The organism is Citrobacter sp. MGH103, from assembly GCF_001034475.2.
Lineage (GTDB): Bacteria > Pseudomonadota > Gammaproteobacteria > Enterobacterales > Enterobacteriaceae > Citrobacter > Citrobacter freundii.
Genome location: NZ_CP073043.1, coordinates 2,417,506 through 2,438,910, shown reverse-complemented (window position 1 = coordinate 2,438,910; position 21,405 = coordinate 2,417,506). Strand labels below are relative to the sequence as shown.

The window sequence follows — 21,405 nt, the reverse complement described above, 5'->3', positions numbered from 1 at the left end:
AATTTAACGATAGTCTGGAAAGCTATCTAAGACCAGCGGATACTTTGCCGGTATAATCTCTCTCGTGCTGATTCTGTGCAAGGATACATTTGGCAGAATGCACCATCGCAATAAGACCCGCAGCCATCATTATCGTGTCTTTTAAGACCAGTCGCCCGGCGCCAGAAAGATAGGGAAACCCGGTGTGAGAATCCTGGCCACTTACCCATGTTTCTGGTGTAAATATCAGGAATGTCAGAGTGACAAAAGGAGTTAAGAAGGCAAGTGTTGCCCCCCAAAAACCGATTTTTGGTGATACATAATGAGCAAGAATCAATAATGAAAAAATGACTTCAACAATACCAAGTCCGGTAGAGTACCCATAAGTATTATTCGCATGATGCCATGCGCGGTTAGCCTCTATTAATTCGCCTTCATGGTTCATGAACTGAGTATAATTACTCGGATCGTTATAAAAGAAAGACATAAATGGGCTATTAGCTACAAAAGGAACGATGCTATCTGCTTCATAGGGAATGAACTTCAACAATCCTATCCACATAAATACAATGGCAATAGAAATGCGACAAAGATTTATTCCCACGTTTTCTTTCGTTGAAACATATTGGTATAGTTTATCCATCATATCCAGAGGTCCTGTGTTGTAGAAATCACGACCTTTATAACCTTGTTATTTATATGCCTATATGTTCAGGAATCTATAATTTTTGTTTGATCGTCTGTAAAGGTCAAAATATAGACTATGGATAAGTTCGGTTGAGTGGAATGAACTCCTTGTTTTCGGTTTGGCTATCAAACTACTCGTAGCAAATCGTTGTATAACGTGGTGAAAGCATGTCTCTCTTCATCGCCCACGGTTGCTGTATCCCTTGTCCGGCAAAGTAGAGCGTTCCTTTACCCTTTTCCCAGATACCTCCATCAGTTTATCGCTGTTACCCCGCGGCGTTAGGTTGTCGTCAAAAAGATTCAGTTCGCCGTACGTATCGGCAACCAACCTGACATGATCAATTTTTACCAATCCATAACCCAGGCTTACAGCATTAATATTCTCTCACGTCAATAACCACTAAAAGTTAATGGTTTATAAAACAATTTAACCTTACAATAACCATACTTTTTCATGTCTTAAGTTTAAGCTGGAGAAAAAAATGGAGCTCAGCCGGAGGCAGTTCTTTCGAATCTGCGCGGGCGGTATGGCAGGAACAACTGTTGCATCTCTCGGATTCTTATCATCTTTTTCCGTTCACGCGGAAACCCGTCAATACAAACTCTTAAAAGCAAAAGAGACACGTAATAACTGTACGTACTGCTCAGTAGGCTGCGGCATGCTGATGTACAGCCTTGGCGATACAGCCAAAAACGTCAAAGAAAGTATCTACCATATTGAGGGCGATCCGGATCATCCGGTGAGCCGTGGATCGTTGTGCCCTAAAGGCGCTGGCGTGCTGGATTATATTCATAGTGAAACCCGTCTGCAGTATCCCGAATATCGTGCACCGGGTTCGGATAAATGGCAGCGTATTAGCTGGGATGATGCGATTAATCGTATTGCCCGACTTATGAAAGATGACCGCGATGCCAACTTTATTGAGAAAAATGCCCAGGGCGTTACCGTCAACCGATGGTCCACCACGGGCATGCTATGCTCCTCAGCGGCAAGTAATGAAACCGGGATCCTCGACGGTAAATTTGCTCGCGGACTAGGTATGGTCGCTATCGACTGTCAGGCACGATTATGTCATGGTCCCACCGTTGCTGCTCTTGCACCAACGTTTGGACGTGGTGCGATGACCAACAACTGGGTCGATATTAAAAATGCCAACGTAGTGCTTATTATGGGCGGTAATGCCGCTGAGGCACATCCGGTAGGCTTTAAATGGGTAGTCGAAGCGCAAACTAAAAACGACGCCACCGTGGTGGTTGTCGACCCGCGTTTTAACCGTAGCGCCGCCGTCGCCGATCTGTATGCGCCAATACGCGCTGGTTCCGACACCGCATTCCTGCTCGGTGTAATCCGTTATCTGCTGGAAAACGACCAGGTGCAGCACGACTATGTGCGCCATTACACCAACGCCAGCCTGATTATCCGTGATGACTATCAGTTCGACGACGGCTTGTTCAGTGGCTATGACGACAAAAAACGCCAGTACGATAAATCGAGCTGGTTCTATCAGCTTGACGAACAGGGTAATGCCCTGCGTGATGAAACATTGTCTCACCCACGCTGCGTGTGGAATTTGCTGAAAGCCCACGTCGACCGCTATACGCCAGAAATGGTTAACCGGTTGTGTGGGACCTCAGTGGCAGATTTCAATCGTATCTGCGAAATTCTCGCCAGCACCAGCGTGCCTGACCGCACCGCGACTATTCTGTATGCGCTGGGTTGGACACACCACTCCGCCGGGGCACAGATTATCCGCGCCGCCGCTATGCTCCAGTTGCTACTGGGCAATATAGGCATGGCGGGCGGTGGCGTTAACGCCTTACGTGGCCACTCCAATATTCAGGGCTATACCGATCTTGGCTTGTTGTCGACGAACCTGCCGGGCTATATGCCGCTGCCGTCGGAAAAACAGACAGACGACCAGACCTATATTTCGCAAATCACGCCGCCTGCGCTAGGCGTGAATGAGGTCAATTACTGGCAAAATACGCCGAAGTTCTTTGTTAGCATGATGAAAAGTTTCTGGGGCGACAATGCAACAGTGGAAAATAACTGGGGCTACGACTGGCTACCTAAATGGGATCGCCTGTATGACGTAATGACCCAGGCTGAATTGATGCTCGAAGGGAAGATTAATGGTTACATCGTTCAGGGCTTCAATCCGCTGGCGGCGTTTCCGGATAAAAACAAATCAACTCGCGCGCTTTCAAAACTGAAATATATGGTGGTTATCGATCCGCTGGTCACTGAGTCGTCCAATTTTTGGCAAAATCATGGCGAGATGAACGATGTAAACCCGGCAGATATTCAGACCGAAGTTTTCCGTCTGCCCTCTTCCTGCTTTGCTGAAGAAAATGGTTCAATCGCTAACTCTGGGCGTTGGTTGCAATGGCACTGGGCTGCGGCAGAACCACCAGGTGAAGCCTTACATGACGGGAAGATCCTCGGTCGCCTGTTTATGCGGCTGCGCGAGTTGTATCAACAGGAAGGTGGAGCGAATCCGCAACCCTTGTTGAATATTGCCTGGAATTATAAAGATCCATACGACCCACACCCAGAAGAGATTGCGCGTGAAGCAAATGGCCAGGCGCTTGAAGACCTTTATGATGACAAAGGCCAGCTTATAGCCAAAAAAGGCCAGCAGCTCAGCAGCTTTGCACAGTTGCGCGATGACGGCTCGACCAGCAGTTTCTGCTGGGTCTACTGCGGAAGCTGGACAGAACAAGGCAACCAGATGGCCAATCGCGACAACAGCGATCCGTATGGTCTGGGCTGCACACCAGGCTGGGCGTGGTCATGGCCTGCCAACCGCCGTATTCTCTACAATCGCGCTTCGGCCGATCCATCAGGAAAACCGTGGGATCCCAAACGAACCCTGCTGCATTGGAATGGCAAAAAATGGGTCGGTATGGACGTAGCCGACTACGGCCAGGCCGCACCGGGCAGCAACGTTGGTCCGTTTATCATGAATCCGGAAGGCGTAGCGCGTCTGTTCTCCATCGACAAAATGAACGACGGGCCATTCCCGGAACATTACGAACCCATTGAGTCGCCTATTGGTACCAACCCGCTGCACCCGGATGTCGTATCCAGCCCGGTTGCGCGTATCTACCATGACGATATCGCCAATATGGGTAAAGCGGATGCCTTCCCGTACGTCGCCACAACTTACTCCATTACCGAGCTGTTCCGCCACTGGACCAAACATGCGCTGCTCAACGCCATTGCTCAACCCGATCAATTCATCGAAATCGGTGAGGCGCTGGCGAGCAAAAAAGGCATTGCGGCAGGTGATACGGTGAAAGTGATGTCGAAACGCGGCTTTATCAAAGCGAAGGCGGTGGTCACCAAACGTCTGCAAACGCTGACGATCGATGGTAAGCCGGTCGATACTATCGGTATCCCTTGTCACTGGGGCTTTGAAGGCGCCACACGCAAAGGGTTCCTCGCCAATACGTTAACGCCATCGGTGGGTGACGCGAACTCGCAAACACCGGAGTATAAAGCGTTTCTGGTCAACATCGAGCGAGCGTAAGGAAGGGAACTCATGGCTATGCAATCACAAGATATTATTAAACGCTCGGCGACGAACAGCATCACGCCGCCGCCCCAGGCGCGGGATTACCGTGCAGAAGTGGCAAAATTAATTGATGTCACTACCTGTATTGGCTGTAAAGGCTGCCAGGTCGCCTGCTCAGAGTGGAACGATATTCGCGATGAAGTGGGCTACTGCAACGGCGTCTATGACAACCCGACCGATCTCAGCGCTAAGTCCTGGACAGTGATGCGCTTTAGCGAAACCACCCAGAACGACAAGCTGGAATGGCTGATCCGCAAAGACGGCTGCATGCACTGCGCCGATCCCGGCTGTTTGAAAGCCTGTCCATCCGCTGGAGCAATCATTCAGTATGCCAACGGGATTGTCGACTTTCAGTCCGAGCACTGTATTGGCTGTGGCTACTGCATTGCTGGCTGCCCGTTCAATATTCCGCGACTTAATCCCGAAGATAACCGGGTCTACAAATGTACGCTGTGCGTTGACCGGGTCAGCGTGGGCCAGGAACCGGCCTGCGTGAAAACTTGTCCGACCGGCGCTATCCAGTTTGGCACCAAAAAAGAGATGCTCAATGTAGCGGAAACTCGCGTGGCGCAGTTGAAAAAACGCGGCTATGCCAATGCGGGCATCTACAACCCGCAAGGGGTCGGCGGCACCCACGTGATGTATGTACTTCATCACGCGGATCAACCATCGCTGTACCACAATCTGCCGGATGAGCCAAAAATCGCCGCACCAGTGAACCTCTGGAAGGGGATTTTAAAACCACTCTCCGCCGCCGGATTTATCGCCACCTTTGCCGGGCTGATTTACCACTACGTGGGAGTCGGCCCAAACAAAGAGACGGATGATGATGAAGAGGAGAACGGTCATGAGTAAAAGCAAAAAGATTCTGCGCACCAAATTCATCGACCGTGCTTGTCACTGGACGGTGGTAATAAGCTTCTTCCTGGTGTCGCTTTCCGGTATTGCGCTGTTCTTCCCGACGTTGCAATGGCTCACCGAAACTTTCGGTACACCGCAAATGGGACGAATTTTACATCCGTTTTTCGGGGTGATGATTTTCATCGTGCTGATGTTTATGTTCGTCCGTTTTGTACACCACAACATTCCCGATAAACAGGACCTTCCCTGGATTAAAGGGATCGTTGAGGTACTTAAAGGCAATGAGCATAAAGTCGCTGATGTGGGGAAATACAACGCAGGGCAGAAAATGATGTTCTGGAGCATCATGAGTCTAATTCTGGTATTACTGATTACCGGCGTTATTATCTGGAGGCCCTACTTTGCCCATTATTTCTCAATTAACATTGTTCGTTGGAGTTTGTTAATCCACGCAACAGCAGCCATTGTGCTGATCCACGCCATTCTGATCCATATGTACATGGCGTTTTGGGTAAAAGGTTCAATTAAAGGTATGATCGAAGGGAAAGTGAGTCGGCGCTGGGCGAAGAAACACCATCCTCGCTGGTACCGTGAGGTTGAACTTACTGAAGAAAAAGCACCGGAATTAGAATCTAAATAAAAGCAATAAGGCCGCTGTTATTCAGCGGTCTTATTCTCTCAATGGCCCAGTGATATGCTGCGGCGCTGCGAGACCTGATTATCAGGCGAATAAAAGGCCCTCCATTCAATGATGAACAAACCCTACCCAACCCGCAGCAAATCACTGTATCTCGTGGTATAACGCGGAGAGAGCATATCTCGCTTCATCGCCCACGGTTGTTGTATACCTTGTCCGGCAAAATAGAGCGTTCCTTTACCCTTTTCAGCATTGAGCGTATCCAGAACGGCCATCAGCTTATCGCTGTTATGCCGTGGAGCGTTGTCATCAAAAAGATTCAACTGTGCAACACCTGAGCTAAAAAAATCGCCCAGCATGACCCCTGCTTTTTGATAACGTAGCCCCTCTCGCCATATTGCGTCCAGGCTACATGTGGCCGCCCTTATAATTTCCCGACTATCCTGGGTTGGTGTCAGCAGTTTTATCGATGCGCTGTTACCGTAATACGGTTCATTCAGGGAAAATGGGCTGGTTTTGATAAACGTAGAGATAAACCGGCAGAACTGGTGCTCTCTGCGCAGCTTTTCCGCAGCACGTGAAGCATAGGTACAAATTGCCTCTCGCATCGCGTTGTAATCCGTGAGTTTTTCACCAAACGATCTTGAGCAGATAATTTCCTGCTTAACTGGCGCAAACTCCTCCAGCTCCAGGCAAGGTTCACCGCGCAATTCCCGCACAGTGCGCTCAAGCACAACGTTGAAATGTTTGCGGATAAAGCGAATATCGGTATCTGCCAGGTCGCAGACCGTTTTAATGCCCATAGCGTCAAGTTTTTTACTGATACGGCGTCCAACACCCCAGACTTCATCAACCGGGAGCGCAGTCATCAGCTTACGCTGGCGCTCAATATTCGAGAGATCCACCACCCCGCCAGTCTGTTCCTGCCACTTTTTGGCAGCATGGTTAGCCAGCTTGGCCAGGGTTTTGGTCTGGGCGATACCGACCCCAACCTTGAGGCGTGTTTTTTGTAAAATGGTTGCTCTGATTTCCCGACCAAAATCCGTCAGATCCCGGCAGTTTCGCACGCCCGTTAAATCGCAAAAGGCTTCATCAATACTGTACATCTCCACGCGCGGCGACAGCTCCTCCAGAATCGACATCACCCTGCTGCTCATATCCGCATACAATTCGTAGTTCGAACTAAAACAGAACACGCCATAGCGCCTGAACAGATCTTTCTGTTTGAAATATGGTGCGCCCATATTAACGCCAAGCGCTTTTGCCTCCGCGCTACTGGCAATGACACAGCCATCGTTATTTGAAAGAACGACAACGGGTTTACCCTTCAGATCGGGCCGGAATGCCGACTCACAGCTGGCATAAAATGAATTAACATCCACCAGCGCAAACATAATCAGCCCGCAGATTTAATGATGAATGTCACTACGCCAAATATATCCAGCGTGTCCTCGCTGCCGATCATGATCGGCGCGTAGGCGCTGTTCTCTGGCTTCAACATCACCACCGGATGCAATTGCAGGCGCTTAACGGTGAATTCGCCTTCAATAGCAGCAACCACAATGTCTCCGTGGGCCGCTTTTCTGGCACTGTCGACTACCAGCAAGTCGCCAGCACCGATCCCTGCCCCCATCATGGAGTCGCCAGACGATTTAACAAAATAGGTTGCACTGGGATGCTGCACCAACAGATCGTTGAGATCGATACGTTTCTCAACGTAATCCTGCGCAGGAGAGGGAAAACCGCAGGGCACGAGATCGCTAAATAGCGGGAAGTGTTTGATTTCGCGGTGTTCAACTGGCTGGAAAAACAACATAATAATCTGCCTCTCATATAACTGTATTTATATACAGTAGTTTTAATGAAGACAGTGATCAAGTGACAAGTGTGGCGAATTGAGCGTTGTTTAACCATCTTGTCGATAAGCTTTTATGATGTCTGGAAAAATAATCGGCTAAAAAAATGCCCCACATTTGCGGGGCATTACCTCAGGAGCGTTTTCGCGGCATCATGCGCAACAACGTATTATCCTTCCAGAAATAGTGATGCATCAGGGCAGCAGCAGCATGCAGAGCAATAACAAAATAACCCAGGTTTGCCAGCGTCACGTGCCAGGACTTCAGCATATCCACTAAATCAAAGTTGGCCTCTGCCGCATGCGGCATAACGATGCCGAATGCAATCCACGGGTTACCCCGGTTGTACATCATCACCAGCCCAATAATCGGCAGGACAATAAACAACAGATAGATAACCAGATGCCCCAGATGCGCCATTCCGGTCATCATCGGCTTCGGTTTTGGCACAATCGGCGGAGCCGGGTATTTCAGCCTGACCAGCAGACGCGCCACCATCAGCGTTAAAATAGTGATACCGCAGGATACGTGCACCATGTTGAACAAGGGGCGATAGCTGCGCGGGAAAAATCCGCGAAACTCCATGGCGCTGTACGCCACAATAACCAACAAAAAGACCAGCCAGTGAATACCGATTTGCAGGCCAGAATACTTATTCCCCATAACACTTCCTGAATAAAAACAATAATGCGTCAACATAACGGGCTTTTGTTAAAAATTCATTAACTTTTGTTCACCCATTTTCAGTCGCTTACGCTTAACCGCAAGAACCGCTATTGCCGAGGATGCCTGTCTGGACTAAGCCTGGTAGGGAAAATATGTCGTACCGCCTCATTCTGACAGGAGAAAACCATGAGTAAAATTGGCATTAACGGTTTTGGTCGTATCGGTCGTCTGGTATTGCGTCGACTACTGGAAGTCAAAAGCAACGTGGAGGTTGTGGCCATTAATGACCTCACCTCGCCCAAAATTCTCGCCTATCTGTTAAAGCACGATTCAAACTACGGCCCGTTTCCCTGGAGCATCGACTTTACCGAAGACGCGCTGATTGTCGACGGTAAAAAAATCGCGGTTTACGCAGAAAAAGAGGCCAAAAATATTCCGTGGAAAACGACTGGCGCTGAGATAATCATCGAATGCACCGGTTTTTATACCTCGATAGAAAAAGCCAACGCGCACCTGGATGCAGGGGCCAAAAAAGTGCTGATATCCGCCCCGGCTGGCGATATGAAAACCATCGTCTTTAACGTCAACGACGATACAATGGATGCGAACGATCGGATTATCTCGGTCGCATCGTGCACCACTAACTGCCTCGCACCGATGGCGAAAGCCCTGCACGACAGCTTCGGTATTCAGCTTGGCACCATGACCACCATCCACGCCTACACGGGAACGCAGTCGCTGGTTGATGGACCTCGCGGGAAAGATCTGCGCGCCTCACGGGCAGCAGCGGAGAATATCATTCCCCATACCACCGGAGCCGCCAAAGCCATTGGTCTGGTCATTCCGGCATTGAGCGGAAAATTAAAAGGCCACGCCCAGCGTGTTCCGGTGAAAACAGGATCCGTCACGGAACTGGTATCGGTATTGGGGAAAAAAGTCACTGCTGAAGAGGTCAACAACGCGCTGAAAAAAGCCACGCAAGACAATGAGTCATTTGGTTATACCGATGAGGAAATCGTCTCGTCAGATGTCATTGGCTCGCATTTCGGTTCGGTATTTGATGCGACACAAACCGAAATTACCGAAGTGGGCGATCTGCAACTGGTAAAAACAGTCGCCTGGTACGATAACGAATACGGTTTTGTCACCCAACTTATTCGTACGCTGGATAAATTTATCAAGCTCTAATGTTCTGGCGGAGGCTCGCCTCCGCCCTCTTTCATTTCCCGCGAATTCAATACGTTGTGAGTCTATCCCCGTTTTCGATTCACTGACTGTGCTATAGCTAACCTTTGCCACTGAGGGAGCATAGTAATGGAAGCACTGAGTCGTGAAACGTTAGAAAACATGATGGAGCAAGCCGTTGCTAAGGCCACCACCGTCTCATTCTGGCCGCAGGGTGAAGCCCCCGGAGCAAAAAACAGCGATGCGGTGTTTACGCCTGAACCCCGACATACAGGAACATCTCAGTATGATCGTGCGGTCACCGGTATTCGCGCCCCGGAAATTACCGTTTATGCCCCCGTAAAACCTAACGGCATAGGGATCCTTGTCACGCCAGGCGGCTCTTATCGTCGCGTGGTGATGGATAAAGAAGGCAGCGTACTGGCACCGTTCTTTAACGCTCGCGGTTATACCCTGTTTGTGATGACCTACCGCATGCCGGGTGATGGCCATGAGGAAGGCGCAAACGCGCCGCTGGCCGATGCCCAGCGCGCCATGCGCTACATTCGCGCCAACGCCCATGAATGGAAAATTAACCCTGATCGTATCGGTGTGTTGGGCTTCTCTTCCGGTGGTCACGTGGCCGCCAGTCTGGGAACCCGGTTTGCCGAAACGGTTTATACGCCGATAGATAACGTAGACGAGCAACCTGCGCGCCCTGCGTTTATGGCACTGGTGTACCCGGTTGTCACTCTGCGCGAAGACATCGGTCACCCGGGATCTCGTCTTGAGCTGGTTGGCGCTAAGCCAGAAAAGGAAGATCTGCGCCACTATTCTCTGGAAGAACGCGTGGATAGCACAACGCCGCCGACATTCCTGCTACACGCCATTGACGATCCGGCGGTGAAGGTAGAAAACAGCCTGGTCTTCTTTAATGCGCTACGTGAGCAGGGCGTTCCGGTCGAAATGCATCTGTTTGAACGCGGTAAGCACGGATTTGGTATTCGTGATGCGCAAGGGTTACCGCTGGCAATCTGGCCGGAAATGATGATGAACTGGGTAGCCACTAAAGTGTGAAGATTGCGCCGGGTGGCGTACAGACTCACCCGGCGAAAAACTTAGGACTGCAGATACACCACTTGCGTTTGCAGGTATTCGTTCAGACCATGTTTACCATCAGCCCCGCCAATCCCGGACTTACGCCAGCCAGCGTGGAAGCCCTGCATCGCCTCGAAGTTTTCACGATTAATATAGGTTTCGCCAAACTTCAGCCCCTTAATCGCCTTCATTGCCGTATTCAGATTCTGCGTATAGATCGATGAGGTCAGACCGTAGTCGCTGTCATTGGCCATTGTCAACGCCTGTTCCAGCGTATCAAACGCTACCACTGGCAGCACCGGACCAAACGTCTCCTCGTGCATAATCGCCATCTCCTGGCGCACGTCTAACAGTAACGTCGGCGGGTAGTAATAACCTTTGCCGACAACAGCCTTACCGCCCAGCACCACTCTGGCCCCTTCCTGCACCGCTCGTGCGACTTTCTGCTCCACACGATCCAGCGCAGCGGCGTTAATCAGCGGCCCCATCGCAATGTCATTGCGTTCGGCCGGATTGCCAAACTGCACGGCTTTCATCGCCTCACCCAAACGATTAACGAACTGGTCATAGATACCTTTCTGAACGTATACGCGCTCAGCACAGTTGCATACCTGTCCGGTATTGATCACCCGCGAGTCAACAATGGCCTTCACCGCCAGCTCAAGGTCAGCATCGTCCATCACGATAGCCGGAGCTTTACCACCCAACTCCAGACAAACTTTAGTGATGTTTTTGGCCGCTGCGGCCATAATTTTTTCGCCCGCGCCGACGCTGCCGGTCATACTCACCATCGCCACCTTCGGGTTTCCGGCCAGCTCCTGACCGACCGTTTCACCGCGTCCCAGCACCAGATTAAAGACCCCGCGCGGTAAACCAATGTCATCAACAATTTTGGCAAAGGCGATGGCGTTATTCGGTGTGAATTCACTCGGCTTAATGACAATGGTATTCCCCGTCAACAAGGCGGGAGCCAGTTTGCGGGCAATCAGGAAAAACGGGAAGTTCCACGGCAGAATACCCGTCGTCACGCCCAGTGCACGCTTAAACAGCAGAATATTCTCACCCGGGCGATCGCTTTGCAGGATCTCGCCTTCATAGCGACGCGCCCACTCCGCCATGTAATCGATATAGTCGGCGGTAAACGCGACTTCAACGTCAGCCAGTTGTCGAATTTTTCCACCTTCCGCCACAATCAACGCGCTGATTTCATCGGCTCGCTGGCGGATACCCGCAGAAATTTTGCGTAACCAGTTTGCCCGTTCAATGGCAGGCAACGCTTCCCATTGCGGCTGAGCGCGATCCGCGGCATCGATCGCTTTACGTGCGTCTTCGGCACGCCCATCGGGAATACGCGAGATAATCTCTTCCGTGGCCGGATTGACGACATCAATCCAGGCGTCATCGTGCCAGGTCACAAACTGCCCATCGATATACATAGGATGTTGTACGGGTACTGACATGCGGCTCTCCTGTGATTGATTTGTTTTCAACAAGTAAAACTATTGTTAATTAATATCAATCATGCATGGCGCATTATCGCTGGAGTGGCGGTTCTGTGAACTGCTTCATAAAAGCGTCTGGAAAAGTGATGATGAAGAGAAAAAACAGGTGGGCTCTCTGCCCGTTTGCCGTAAAACGCCGACAAACGGGCAGAAGGGATTACAGAGAACGGCTCTCAAGTAAGTCGGTCAGCGCGGTATCATTTTTTAGCTGCTGCCAGGCTTGCTCAACCTCCTGAGGAATATCAACATGGGCGATAAAATCGCGGCCGCAAGGCCCGTAGCCGGTTTCATCATCACGCAGACGCGGAAGCTCACCGGTAATGAGAGACAGGTAACGATCCACCGACCACAGACCTTCGGCGGTCGGGGTAAAATCCACGCCGTCGCCCTGCTCAGTCAACTCGGGGACAAAACCGGGGAAACTGATCCAGCGTGGGGCCTGCGGATCGTCACGCGTGACGCGTTCAAATGTCGCCATGGTGCGGCGCTGCATAGTAGGGTCCTGCACCACAATGACGGTCTCCATGGTTTGGGCCGCCTGACGCAGTAACGCACAACTGAACCGGGCGTTTTCCCCACTGTTGGTGGACTGATCCTCCACCCAAATTTTCTCACCGGGAATGTGCCAGAACTGGTGCGCGATATCGGCAAGGATCGCCGCTTCCGCGCGACCGGTGGTACGAATCGTGTGGTAGCGTGGATGCTCTGCGATGGCAGCATACAGAAAGGTCGTTGAGTGACCGATACCACCGCTAATCAGTAAGGGAACCTGTTGCTCTTTCGCTACCCGACAGGCTGCATCGATGGTCGGGATCACTGCGTTCCCGGCCAGAATCACGCAATCTGTCTGCACCGTGATATTTTCAGCGAAATCATTTTGCGCCAGCCATTGCCCCAAGGTGTTAATCGCCGCAAGGGTGGTGGCGGAAAGTGGCGGAAACTGTCTCATGTTCATGACTCCTGGAGTTTGTTCTTTACCGGATACAGATGCCGGATGGCGGCTACGCCTTATCCAGTCTACGGTCCAGCACTGCGTTAACCCGTAATCTGATCCATTGCCTGCAGGATACGCTTATCCGAAATCGGATACGGCGTGCCAAGCTGCTGGGCAAAGTAGCTGACGCGTAGCTCTTCTATCATCCAGCGGATCTCTTTGACATCGTCATCTTCGCGGCGCGCGGGCGGCAGTTTATTGAACCACTGCTGCCAGGACTGCTGCACGGTGTCCACTTTCAGCATCTGCGCGCGATCGCGGTGCGGATCGATGGCCAGTTTCTCCAGCCGTTTTTCAATCGCCTGCAAATAACGCAACGTATCGCCCAGACGTTTGAAACCGTTGCCGGTAACAAATCCGCGATACACCAGTCCGCCCATTTGCGCTTTGATATCCGCAAGCCCCAGCGCCATGGTCATATCCACGCGCCCTTTCAGACGTTTGTTGATATTAAACACTGCGGTCAGGATCTGTTCGACCTGCTTCGCAATCTCCACCACCGTATCGTTCAGTTCAGCCCGCACTTTTTCATGCAACGCCGCAAAGCCTTCTTCGGTCCACACCGGACCACCGTTGGCGTCAATTAACTGATCCACACCGCAGGAGATACAGTCGTCTATCAAATCCAGAACTTTACCGTACGGGTTAAAGTACAGTCCCAGCTTGGCTTTATTGGGCAGCTTCTCGTGCAAATATTTGATTGGCGAAGGAATATTCAGCAGCAACAGGCGGCGTAAACCGCACCACATCGCCTGCTGTTGTTCCAGCGGATTATCAAACAGTTTGATGGCAACGCTGTCACGCTCATCGACCAGCGCCGGCCACGCTTTCACCTTATAGTTACCGCGTTTTTGTTCGTAACTTTCCGGAAGTCGGCCGAAGCTCCAGATGTGCAATCCACTCTGTTCGATACCGTCATCGGCCACCGCAGACAATGTTTCCTGAACTTTGCCCTTCAGCGCATCTTTCAAATCCTGTAGCGAACGCCCTTCCTGCAGCTTCTTGTTCTTATCATCCACCACCCGGAAGGTGATTTTTAGGTGATCGGGCACCTGATCCCAGTGCCAGTCTTCACGGTCAACGGTGACGCCAGTCATGCGGCGCAGTTCACGCTCCAGCGAGTCCAGCAGCGGCAGTTCCAGCGGCGTGACGCGGCCTAAAAACGCTTCCGCATAGTTCGGTGCGGGTACAAAGTTGCGTCGTACCGGTTTTGGTAACGACTTAATCAGGGCGATCACCAGTTCGCGGCGCAGCCCTGGAATTTGCCATTCAAAACCGCTCTCGTCGATCTGGTTGAGCAGCGGGAGTGGAATATGTACGGTCACACCGTCCGCATCGGCTCCGGGTTCGAACTGGTAGCTCAGGCGCAGCTTAAGGTTACCCTGATGCCAGAAGTTCGGATAATCCAGCTTACTGATTTTCTCCGCGCCCTCTTTGATGAGCATGCTCTTTTCAAAGTTGAGCAGATCCGGTGTTTCACGGCTGACCTTTTTCCACCAGCTATCAAAGTGACGAGCAGAAACCACCTCATGGCTGATACGTTGGTCGTAGAACTCAAACATCGTTTCGTCATCGACGAGAATGTCACGGCGGCGTGATTTGTGTTCTAACTCTTCCACTTCCGCTCGTAGTTTCAGGTTATCGCGGAAAAACGCATGGCGCGTTTGCCAGTCACCTTCCACCAGCGCATGACGAATGAACAGTTCACGCGATAACGCAGGATCGATCTGACTGTAATTCACCTTACGGGCCGCAACAATCGGTAAGCCGTAGACCGTGACTTTTTCTGTCGCCATCACAGCACCCTGCGCGCGTTCCCAGTGCGGCTCACTGTATGAACGTTTGATCAGATGCTGGGCTACCGGCTCCACCCATTCAGGATCGATACGCGCGGCAATGCGTCCCCACAAGCGGCTGGTTTCCACCAACTCCGCTACCATCGCCCACTTCGGCGGTTTTTTGAATAAACCTGACCCCGGGAAGATCGAGAAGCGAGCGTTACGCGCCCCGGTAAACTCCTGTTTATCGGTATCTTTCATCCCGATATGAGACAGTAAACCGGTCAACAACGCGACGTGGATCTCCCGATATTCAGCAGGTTCGCTGTTAACCGGAATACCCAACTCTTTCACCACCTGGCGCAGTTGCGTGTAGATATCCTGCCACTCTCGCACGCGCAGATAGTTCAGAAAGTCGACTTTGCACTGGCGACGAAACTGGTTTGACGACAACGCTTTTTGCTGCTCGCCGAGATAGTTCCACAGGTTCACAAACGCGAGGAAATCAGACTCTTTATCGTGGAAACGGCGGTGCTTCTCGTCGGAAGCCTGCTGCTTGTCCATTGGACGCTCGCGCGGATCCTGAATGGACAGTGCCGAGGTAATGATCATCGCCTCACGTACGCAGCCATGTTTTTGCGCTTCCAGCACCATGCGCGCCAGACGCGGATCCACCGGCAGTTGCGACAGCTGACGGCCCAACGGCGTTAACTTGTAAGCGGTTGCCTGTTCGTCGGTGGTTATCGCCCCCAGCTCTTCGAGCAGGCGTACACCGTCCTGAATATTGCGCTTATCCGGCGCTTCAACAAACGGGAACGCCGCGATATCGCCCAGCCCCAACGCGGTCATCTGCAAAATAACGGATGCCAGGTTGGTACGCAGGATCTCCGGGTCGGTAAACTCCGGACGCGACAGGAAATCGTCTTCGGAATACAGACGAATACAGATCCCTTCCGAAACACGACCGCAGCGGCCTTTACGCTGGTTGGCAGAAGCTTGCGACACCGGTTCAATCGGCAAGCGCTGAACTTTGGTGCGGTAACTGTAGCGACTGATACGCGCGGTGCCCGGATCAATGACGTATTTGATTCCTGGAACGGTCAGCGACGTTTCTGCCACGTTGGTCGCCAGCACGATACGGCGACCACTGTGCGACTGGAATACACGGTTCTGCTCACTGTTTGAAAGACGCGCATACAGCGGCAACACTTCGGTGTGGCGTAAATCCAGCTTATTCAGGGCATCGGCAGTATCACGGATTTCACGTTCGCCGCTCATGAAGATCAGAATGTCGCCCTGACTTTCACGGCCTAACTCATCTACGGCATCAAAAATCGCCTGCAGTTGGTCACGCTCGGTGTCATCTGCATCTTCAACAATCGGGCGATAGCGCACTTCCACCGGATACGTTCGGCCGGAGACTTCGATAATCGGCGCGTTATTGAAATGCTTTGAAAAGCGTTCAGGATCGATGGTCGCCGAAGTGATGATAATTTTTAGATCCGGGCGACGCGGCAGAAGTTCTTTCAGATAGCCGAGCAGAAAGTCGATATTCAGACTGCGTTCATGCGCTTCATCGATGATGATAGTGTCGTACTGCATTAGCAGCCGATCCTGTTGGATTTCCGCCAGCAGGATACCATCCGTCATCAGCTTGACCATGGTGTTATCACTGACATGATCGCTGAAACGAACTTTATAACCAATACAGCCGCCCGGCTCGGTCTGCAGCTCTTCCGCAATACGGTTCGCCACGGTGCGCGCCGCCAGACGACGCGGCTGGGTATGGCCGATCAGCCCTTTTACCCCGCGCCCCAGTTCCATACAGATTTTGGGTAACTGGGTGGTTTTCCCCGAGCCGGTCTCGCCAGCAACAATCACCACCTGATGATCGCGAATTGCGTCCAGAATATCCTGTTTTTTCTGGCTGACGGGCAGGTTTTCCGGATAGCTGATTTCCGGACGCGCCGCTTCACGCAGCACAACTTTACCGGCTGCCTGCTCAATCTCTTTCGCCATCTCCTGGTAAATGGCCTGTTGTGCATCAGGATTTTTAACCTTCTTCACACCGTGCAGGCGGCGGGCAAAACGCTGTCTGTCACGCAGCATCAATGAATCCAGCTGTTGCTGCAACATGGTGAAGGTTAATTTTTGTTGTTCTGTCATAGCGTTAAAAGGCAGTGCTCTGCCGGGTTAAATCTCTTTTAGATGATGGGTATAGAGTACCACATCGGCGCTTTTCATGTGTTGTTCAATAATTTCGAACATAGGATTCGATATATTGCGCTATCACTGCGACAGGATTGTGAATAAAGTGTCAACAAGCAACGGGGCTCTCCCCCTTCAAACACATAAAAGGAAACACCCATGAGCAAGGTATTAGTTCTTAAATCCAGTATTCTGGCAGGGTACTCTCAGTCTGGTCAGTTGTCTGATTATTTTGTTGAACAGTGGCGTGAAAAGCACTCTGCTGATGAAATCACTGTCCGTGACCTGGCTGCAAATCCTGTACCGGTACTGGATGGCGAACTGGTGGGTGCGATGCGCCCGAGCGATACACCGCTGACGCCGCGTCAGCAGGAAGCGCTGGCGCTGTCCGATGAGCTGATTGCTGAGCTGAAAGCGCATGATGTGATTGTTATCGCCGCGCCGATGTACAACTTCAACATCCCAACGCAGCTGAAAAACTACTTTGACCTGATTGCCCGCGCTGGTGTGACTTTCCGTTATACCGAGAAAGGCCCGGAAGGCCTGGTGACGGGTAAACGCGCTGTGGTGCTGACCAGCCGTGGTGGTATCCATAAAGATACACCAACCGACTTGATCACGCCGTACCTGAACGTATTCCTGGGCTTTATCGGCATCACCGACGTGAATGTCGTCTTTGCTGAAGGTATTGCTTACGGCCCGGAAGTGGCGTCTAAAGCACAATCCGACGCGAAAGCCGCAATCGACAGCGTAGTCGCTGCCTGATAATTCCCCCTCTCACCGTCCGGTGAGAGGGTTTCTCCGGCACTTACTTCTTTACCTGTACCCGTATCTGTTTGCCGTGAATGCGATTAATATCACGCCAAATGGTTGCATAATCCCTGCATTTCGCCAGATTCTCTTCCCAGCAATGAAGCAAAAATTGTTCAGGCTCCGCGACATCCCGGCTTAACAGTTTGAATACCCAACGATTCCAGACATACCACTTGAGAAGCCACATGATTTCACCCCACAACGCGACCGGTGTTGGACTATATCAGCATCCATTTTATGCCGTGTGGCAACTATTGCGATGTCGATGAGTAAGTCAGCGTCGTGACCGGGGGTTGTGTACAAAGAGATTTATTCTTTCCGCAACCACTTACCATTTATACCCTGGACATATTCACCCGGTTTAGCGCGAGCAACCAGCTTTTGCCCGGCCATTTTTGCTACTTCATCTGGCGGAATATTATTGCTCTCTGCCAGTTGCTGATAGCTGGCGTTGCGCGCTTTATTAATCTCACTCACCAGTGCCTGCGTTTCGGCATCGGTTTGCAATGCAACCAGATAGCCATTGAGCGTTTCTCCTACTCGACCCTGAGCTCTGGCTTCATTCAGGGTCAATGCCCACGCATTGCTACTTAGTAAACTCAGGACGACCAGCGCCACTGCAAACTGTTTTCTCATCATGACCTCAGAACAAATCGCTGCGCGATTTCAATAAGCTTTCGACGTCTTTATCAACTTTGATATGGATCTCATGCTCGATTTTGACGTTCATATTAATAGTGATGGGCTCTTTTGGCGCAGCCACTTCGATTCTGGGAGTGCACCCTACCAGCAGAGATGAAGCCAGCAGACCCAGCATGGCAGCTATCGTTTTCATTGTTGTTCCTCACATTCCTTGCCTTCCGGGCAATGGGTTTCCGGCAGCGCTGCATTTTGTTCAAGCCATGCCTGTAAATTGTCGCCAAAACGCAAGCTGCGCCATAGCGTAAAGACGTTTTCCTCGTGGGTATAATTCAAATTAACTGTACCTACTTTGCCATCCACCCGACTATTGCCAGTCACGGTTGACTGCATGGTTAAGACACCGAGGTTATCCAGATTTATTTTCGTCCACGAATGGCTTATTTCCATATAACGCAGCCAGTTAATGGCCGCCCCCGCCGCCATGTTATCTTTGACGACCGCATCCGCGGTGTCCTTATCAATACGCAACGTCATCGGCCCCGGATTAGTCAACCAGCCGTCTTTGATTATCCATTTTTCGTTATCCAGCCATAATGGCAACGCGCCACTGACCGGGCCAGACATGGCGAACTGTTTGGGGTTAACCGCACTGATAAGCTCGCTGGAAGAGATATTCTGCACTCGCAATAAGGCCGGATCGTGCTGCGGCATCCGCAGTTGCTGCATGATGATTTTACCCCCCAGCAGATCAGCGCTGACATCGCTCAACAATAACGGGTTGTTTTCACTCCAGGGGTACGCCCCCTGCAGATCGGCGGCGATATTTTTCACCGTCACCTGATTCACCACTTCCGCAATACGCAGTGAAATAGGTCCACGCGTACCCAGTTGCCATGCACCTTCACTAAACCGGAAAGGCAATACAAAATCGACACCGTTGATTTGGTTATCGGGCATCCAGGCGCTACCGCCTTTTAACACTCCATGACCGCCCGCTTCAAAGCCCTGCTCCGGGGCTGCCGAAAACGCGACCTGCGCATACAGCTCACCTTCTCGTAGCTTCATTTTCCAGTCAGGTGGGATCAGAGGTTGGAATACGGTGAGCGATTGTTTTGGCCACCAGGCCTGTCCGCGCAGGCGGATACCGTCCCAACGACCATTCAACTGTACGGGCCCAATCGCCCCAGCGTGAAGCTGGCCTTTGAACTGGAAGATTGTCGGATCGCTACCATCGACGCTAAACTTCAGCGTCGATGGTGGTAACACGCTTCCCCCGGTGAAGGTGGTGTTACCTGCGTCCAGCGATAGCGCGCCGCTAAATGTCGGTTTGGTTGCATCCCGCACCCAGACTATCGGTTCGTCCATCACCAGACGTGGGTTTTCCACCTTCATCGTGCCGTATTGCAGATGATCAAATCCGGTGGAAAGATCAAATAGCTTCAGGGTATTGTCATGCCATTCCCCCTTACCCGCTACGTCCCAACGGGCATGCATTGGCGTAAAGCTGCCTTCACCCCAATATCGCCACTGCCAACGACCAGCATCAGGAAGAAAATCATTTGCCAGGCCATCCAGATGCAGTTCAAAGCCCCCCATCTGGTTTTCATGCGCACGTAAAATAGCCTGCAGACGCCCATCGACACCGCGTTGCGTGACTTTTACCCCTGCCAGCGGCCAGCGAATCTCGTCAATATCCAGCGAATCAATCACCCGCCCACGTGAGCGCAGCAGCGCCCCTGGCTCGAAAGCCAATTGCGGATCGTTCAGACTTCCGGTGAGTCTCGCGGGTAATTTCGCGTAGAAGATCAGATCGCCCTGTTTCGCTTCACCGGTCAACTGTAGCGGCATCTCGCTACTATCCATGCCAAGCTTACCCGGCCCCAGCGTTAATACGGCATTTCCTTTACCGGCGTCGCCATGCGTCAGAACGTTCAGACGCCCACTCACCACCGCGTTTTCCAGTCCTCCCTGCCAGTTTTCAACTTTCATGCCCAGCCGGCCACTTAACGGGAATCCCTGATAAGGCCAGTTCCAGCGTCCGTCGCTGATGGTCAGTTGCTGGCGTGTTATTTCCCACGGAAGGTCAAGCAGAGGATCGGCATTATCCCGCGCCATGACGATCAGTTGTCCGCTGTTTTGTTGCCACTCCAGTTCGGCGTCCACAAGCGTAGGTTCTTGCGGCATACTTAACGTCGCAACCGCATGACCGCTTACCGGCAGTCCATCGGGCACCAGTGGCATAGTAAATTCACCGACCAGTCTTACCGGCGGCTGGCCTTCAAATGCCGCAACATCCAGCTCAGTTACTGTGAGGTTTTGCCCGTGCAAACGCCCCTGGAATTTAACTTTTTCCCCCTGGTAACGCAGCTGTTGAGTGGAGGGAGTGAGCGAGAGTGACAGTTTTCCCTGCCATTCCTGCCATGGAGAGAGAATAAGTTTGTCGATGTTAATCCAGGTATTAGGCAGCATTGACTGCCATTCAGCCAGCGTTTTGGGCGCTACTGGCGACGGCTCGGTCTGCGGCAATTTGGCCAGGCAAGCTGAGTTCAGCTCGATGGTCCCGACATTCAGCAACCAGCGGCTGGGGTGAGACAGATCCGCCTGAGTAATGCGCGCTAGCGGACAATCTTCAACCAGATAGCGGAGTTCAGGTATATGTAACCCATGCCGTGTCAGCCGCGGGCTCTCGTCCAGCGCGATGCGTGTTCCAACGGGTAACCAGATACCCACCAACGTAGGCACCCACAGGCCAAGCGTCATCACTAGCGTCAGCGGCACGAGAATCAATAATAAGAGGAGTGCCAGAACGGCTTTATATTTACCCTTCATGGGTAGTTAATATCCTGATTTAGCAAAAATTTAAGCCGGTTTAGGCCCGTATTGTGGCATGTTTAACTGGATATGCCCACATTAAGGATAGATAACCGTTTTATAGGCACGCT

The 21,405-nt window shown here is 51.7% G+C and carries 17 protein-coding genes and 1 pseudogene; 6 read left to right on the top strand and 12 right to left on the bottom strand.

Annotated elements, in window-relative coordinates; translation table 11 throughout:
* Positions 1 to 22 precede the first annotated feature (22 nt).
* Both rclC and SK33_RS11785 read right to left on the bottom strand, forming a co-directional pair.
* Positions 23 to 622, bottom strand: coding sequence for a reactive chlorine resistance membrane protein RclC (gene rclC, locus SK33_RS11790; protein WP_032939118.1), 600 nt, complete (start codon positions 620 to 622; stop codon positions 23 to 25).
* A gap of 175 nt (positions 623 to 797) precedes the next feature.
* Positions 798 to 973 (bottom strand): annotated as a pseudogene (locus SK33_RS11785) (DUF4113 domain-containing protein); the annotation flags it as partial.
* A 175-nt stretch (positions 974 to 1,148) separates the two neighbouring features.
* Here SK33_RS11785 and fdnG point away from each other — a divergent pair.
* From fdnG to fdnI, 3 genes are read left to right on the top strand one after another with little or no spacing between them, the layout of a single operon-like run.
* On the top strand, positions 1,149 to 4,199 hold the full coding sequence (gene fdnG, locus SK33_RS11780; protein ID WP_075262461.1) for a formate dehydrogenase-N subunit alpha: 3,051 nt from the start codon (positions 1,149 to 1,151) through the stop codon (positions 4,197 to 4,199).
* Positions 4,200 to 4,211: 12 nt separating this feature from the next.
* A complete protein-coding gene (fdxH, locus tag SK33_RS11775) occupies positions 4,212 to 5,099 on the top strand; it encodes a formate dehydrogenase subunit beta (protein ID WP_003020306.1) in 888 nt (295 codons plus the stop codon).
* On the top strand, positions 5,092 to 5,745 hold the full coding sequence (gene fdnI, locus SK33_RS11770) for a formate dehydrogenase-N subunit gamma (RefSeq protein ID WP_048217786.1): 654 nt from the start codon (positions 5,092 to 5,094) through the stop codon (positions 5,743 to 5,745). Before fdxH ends, fdnI begins: the two co-directional genes overlap by 8 nt.
* Before the next feature lie 122 nt (positions 5,746 to 5,867).
* Here fdnI and SK33_RS11765 read toward each other — a convergent pair whose 3' ends face one another.
* From SK33_RS11765 to cybB, 3 genes are all read right to left on the bottom strand, one after another.
* Complete coding sequence (locus SK33_RS11765; protein ID WP_003843755.1) at positions 5,868 to 7,136, bottom strand: Y-family DNA polymerase; 1,269 nt, start codon at positions 7,134 to 7,136, stop codon at positions 5,868 to 5,870.
* 2 nt (positions 7,137 to 7,138) lie between these two features.
* Entirely contained in the window at positions 7,139 to 7,558 is a 420-nt protein-coding gene (locus SK33_RS11760) for a translesion error-prone DNA polymerase V autoproteolytic subunit (RefSeq protein ID WP_003020321.1), read from the bottom strand.
* Between the two features lie 172 nt (positions 7,559 to 7,730).
* Entirely contained in the window at positions 7,731 to 8,261 is a 531-nt protein-coding gene (gene cybB / locus SK33_RS11755; protein WP_003020322.1) for a cytochrome b561, read from the bottom strand.
* Between the two features lie 189 nt (positions 8,262 to 8,450).
* On the opposite strand from cybB, the gene gap reads away from it, so the two are divergent.
* Together gap and SK33_RS11745 are read left to right on the top strand one after the other, a co-directional pair.
* A complete protein-coding gene (gap, locus tag SK33_RS11750; RefSeq protein WP_048217789.1) occupies positions 8,451 to 9,452 on the top strand; it encodes a type I glyceraldehyde-3-phosphate dehydrogenase in 1,002 nt (333 codons plus the stop codon).
* 126 nt (positions 9,453 to 9,578) lie between these two features.
* Complete coding sequence (locus tag SK33_RS11745) at positions 9,579 to 10,505, top strand: alpha/beta hydrolase (protein WP_048217791.1); 927 nt, start codon at positions 9,579 to 9,581, stop codon at positions 10,503 to 10,505.
* A gap of 41 nt (positions 10,506 to 10,546) precedes the next feature.
* On the opposite strand, the gene aldA is transcribed toward SK33_RS11745, so the two are convergent.
* The 3 genes from aldA to hrpA form a co-directional block, all read right to left on the bottom strand.
* Positions 10,547 to 11,986, bottom strand: coding sequence for an aldehyde dehydrogenase (gene aldA, locus SK33_RS11740; protein ID WP_044710833.1), 1,440 nt, complete (start codon positions 11,984 to 11,986; stop codon positions 10,547 to 10,549).
* 199 nt (positions 11,987 to 12,185) lie between these two features.
* Positions 12,186 to 12,983, bottom strand: coding sequence for a YdcF family protein (locus SK33_RS11735; RefSeq protein WP_178317593.1), 798 nt, complete (start codon positions 12,981 to 12,983; stop codon positions 12,186 to 12,188).
* Positions 12,984 to 13,063: 80 nt separating this feature from the next.
* Positions 13,064 to 16,966, bottom strand: coding sequence for an ATP-dependent RNA helicase HrpA (gene hrpA, locus SK33_RS11730; protein ID WP_048217796.1), 3,903 nt, complete (start codon positions 16,964 to 16,966; stop codon positions 13,064 to 13,066).
* Positions 16,967 to 17,167: 201 nt separating this feature from the next.
* Here hrpA and azoR point away from each other — a divergent pair, with 201 nt between their 5' ends.
* Complete coding sequence (gene azoR / locus SK33_RS11725; protein WP_003020341.1) at positions 17,168 to 17,773, top strand: FMN-dependent NADH-azoreductase; 606 nt, start codon at positions 17,168 to 17,170, stop codon at positions 17,771 to 17,773.
* A 43-nt stretch (positions 17,774 to 17,816) separates the two neighbouring features.
* Here the strand turns inward: azoR and SK33_RS26665 are convergent, their stop codons facing one another.
* From SK33_RS26665 to SK33_RS11710, 4 genes are all read right to left on the bottom strand, one after another.
* Positions 17,817 to 18,008, bottom strand: a complete 192-nt coding sequence (locus tag SK33_RS26665) for a hypothetical protein (protein WP_003020344.1) — start codon at positions 18,006 to 18,008, stop codon at positions 17,817 to 17,819.
* A 122-nt stretch (positions 18,009 to 18,130) separates the two neighbouring features.
* Complete coding sequence (locus SK33_RS11720; protein ID WP_003840834.1) at positions 18,131 to 18,457, bottom strand: YdbL family protein; 327 nt, start codon at positions 18,455 to 18,457, stop codon at positions 18,131 to 18,133.
* Positions 18,458 to 18,464: 7 nt separating this feature from the next.
* Positions 18,465 to 18,656 carry a YnbE family lipoprotein gene (locus SK33_RS11715; RefSeq protein WP_003020350.1) on the bottom strand — a complete coding sequence of 64 codons (192 nt, stop codon included), beginning with the start codon at positions 18,654 to 18,656 and terminating at the stop codon, positions 18,465 to 18,467.
* On the bottom strand, positions 18,653 to 21,292 hold the full coding sequence (locus tag SK33_RS11710; RefSeq protein WP_048217799.1) for a YdbH family protein: 2,640 nt from the start codon (positions 21,290 to 21,292) through the stop codon (positions 18,653 to 18,655). The genes SK33_RS11715 and SK33_RS11710 overlap by 4 nt, the downstream gene beginning before the upstream one ends.
* Between the last annotated feature and the right edge of the window lie 113 nt (positions 21,293 to 21,405).